Below are 2,359 nucleotides of genomic sequence, written 5' to 3' on the forward strand. Positions count from 1 at the left end.
CTGCCAGGAGCGGTGCCCGCGCGGGATTAAAGTTACTGACTGTGTGCTTGCCCTGAGCCTCGGAGGAGGTGCTGGTCGAGGTGGAGGCGTGGATCGAGGCCCGGCTTGCCGAGATCTCCGAGGTGCCGCGCCCGGCCACGGCGGCATCGCCGGTCACCGAGAGGCCCCTGGCCTGACGCTGACTGGTCCCGCAACGCAAGAGGCGCCCCCTGAGGGCGCCTCTTGCGTTGCGGCTGGAGCGCGACGGGTCAGTCGCGGTACTTCTCCAGTACCAGGCAGGCGTTGGTGCCGCCGAAGCCGAAGCTGTTGGAGAGCACACGCTCGACCTTCACGCCGTCGCGGCGCTGGGTGACGATGTCGAAGCCATCGGCCTGCTCGTCGAGGGTCTCGACATTGGCGGAGGCGGCGATGAAGTCGTTCTCCATCATCAGCAGGGAGTAGATCGCCTCCTGGACCCCGGTGGCCCCCAGGGAGTGGCCGGTCAGCGACTTGGTCGAGCTCATCGCCGGCGTGGAGTCGCCGAAGACCTCGCGGATCGCCTTGAGCTCGGCCACGTCACCCACCGGCGTCGAGGTGCCGTGGGTGTTGATGTAGTCGATGCTGCCCTCGACGGAGGCCATGGCCTGGCGCATGCAGCGCACCGCCCCCTCGCCGGAGGGCGCGACCATGTCGTGGCCATCGGAGGTGGCGCCGTAGCCGGTCACCTCGGCATAGATCTTCGCGCCGCGAGCCCTGGCGTGCTCCAGCTCCTCGAGCACCAGCATGCCGCCGCCGCCGGCAATGACGAAGCCGTCGCGGGCCTGGTCATAGGGCCGGGAGGCCTTGTCGGGGGTGTCGTTGTAGTGGGTCGAGAGCGCCCCCATGGCATCGAACAGGCAGGAGAGGGTCCAGTGCTCCTCCTCGCCGCCGCCGGCGAAGACCACGTCCTGCTTGCCCATCTGGATCTGCTCCATGGCACTGCCGATGCAGTGGGCCGAGGTGGCGCAGGCCGAGGAGATGGAGTAGTTCACGCCCTTGATCCGGAACGGGGTCGCCAGGCAGGCCGAGACGGTGCTGCCCATGGTGCGGGTGACCCGGTAGGGGCCCACGCGGCGCAGCCCCTTCTCGCGCATCAGGTCGGCGGCCTCCACCTGGTTGGCGCTGGAGGCGCCGCCGGAGCCGGCGATCAGCCCGGTGCGCTCGCTGGAGACCATCTCCGGGGCCAGCCCCGCGTCCTCGATGGCCTGGGCCATGGAGACATAGGCAAACGCCGCGGCGTCGCCCATGAAGCGGCGCAGCTTGCGGTCGATCAGGGCGTCCAGGTCGATGTCGACCACGCCGGCCACCTGGCTGCGGAAGCCCCGCTCGGCATAGTCTTCCTTGAAGCGAATGCCCGAGCGCCCGTTCCTGAGCGCCTCCAGAACCTGTTGTGCGTCGTTGCCCAGGCAGGACACGATGCCCAGGCCGGTGACTACCACTCGTCGCATGGGAGCCTCCTGTTCAGAAATTCGCGGTGGAGGTGAACAGGCCGACGCGCAGGTCGTTGGCCTGGTAGATGTCGCGGCCGTCGACGGATACGGTGCCGTCGGCCATGCCCAGGATCAGGCGCCGGGTGATGATGCGCTTGATGTTGATGCGGTAGGTGACCTTCCGGGCATCGGGCAGGATCTGGCCGCTGAACTTGACCTCGCCGCAGCCCAGCGCGCGGCCGCGGCCGGGATGGCCGAGCCAGCCCAGGTAGAACCCCACCAGCTGCCACATGGCATCCAGGCCCAGGCAGCCGGGCATCACCGGATCCCCGGGGAAGTGGCAGTCGAAGAACCACAGGTCGGGGTGGATATCCAGCTCGGCGATCAGCTCGCCCTTGCCGTGATCCCCGCCTTCCTCGTGGATGTGCATGATGCGATCGAGCATCAGCATGTTGGGGGCCGGCAACTGGGCATTGCCCGGACCGAACAGCTCACCGCGTGAGCAGGCCAGCAGTTCTTCGCGATCAAAGGAGTGTTGCTTGGTCACTGAATCGTTCCGAGAGTCGAGATCATTGTGTGCCGAAAGCGGCCTGGAGCCGCCGGGCGGCTGTGCCTAGTCTACTGTCCACACATGATGAATGCACGCCGCGGGCGGGAGGGGCGGGGCTGGCCTCAGCGGAGCCGCCTGGCCGGGGCAAGCGTCCTGCCGAGGCAGGCGCTCAGGGCCAGGCAGATCAGCGCCCAGGCCAGCGCCTCGACGGGGAGCAGCCAGGGGGCCAGTTCCACCCCGGCGAGGCGGGCGCCGGCATAGTAGGAGAGCGGGCCACTGGTGGCGCCACCGAGCGCGGCCAGCCAGGGATATTGCCAGAGCCAGGCCAGCGAGTGGTGGACCAGGGTGGCGAAGAGGGGCC

Annotated in this window: 3 protein-coding genes; all 3 read right to left on the reverse strand. The window is 68.7% G+C overall.

From position 1 onward, the window contains the following. Positions 1–248: 248 nt before the first annotated feature. Positions 249–1,466, reverse strand: coding sequence for a beta-ketoacyl-ACP synthase I (fabB, locus tag SCI24_RS21325; RefSeq protein WP_318727271.1), 1,218 nt, complete (start codon positions 1,464–1,466; stop codon positions 249–251). A 13-nt stretch (positions 1,467–1,479) separates the two neighbouring features. Beyond that, positions 1,480–1,995 carry a 3-hydroxyacyl-[acyl-carrier-protein] dehydratase FabA gene (gene fabA, locus SCI24_RS21330; protein WP_318727272.1) on the reverse strand — a complete coding sequence of 172 codons (516 nt, stop codon included), beginning with the start codon at positions 1,993–1,995 and terminating at the stop codon, positions 1,480–1,482. Between the two features lie 125 nt (positions 1,996–2,120). Further along, positions 2,121–2,359, reverse strand: a 239-nt coding sequence (locus SCI24_RS21335; protein ID WP_318727273.1) for a DUF2878 family protein, incomplete at its 5' end; no start/stop codon positions are given.

This window comes from Halomonas sp., assembly GCF_033549285.1.
Taxonomy (GTDB): domain Bacteria; phylum Pseudomonadota; class Gammaproteobacteria; order Pseudomonadales; family Halomonadaceae; genus Halomonas.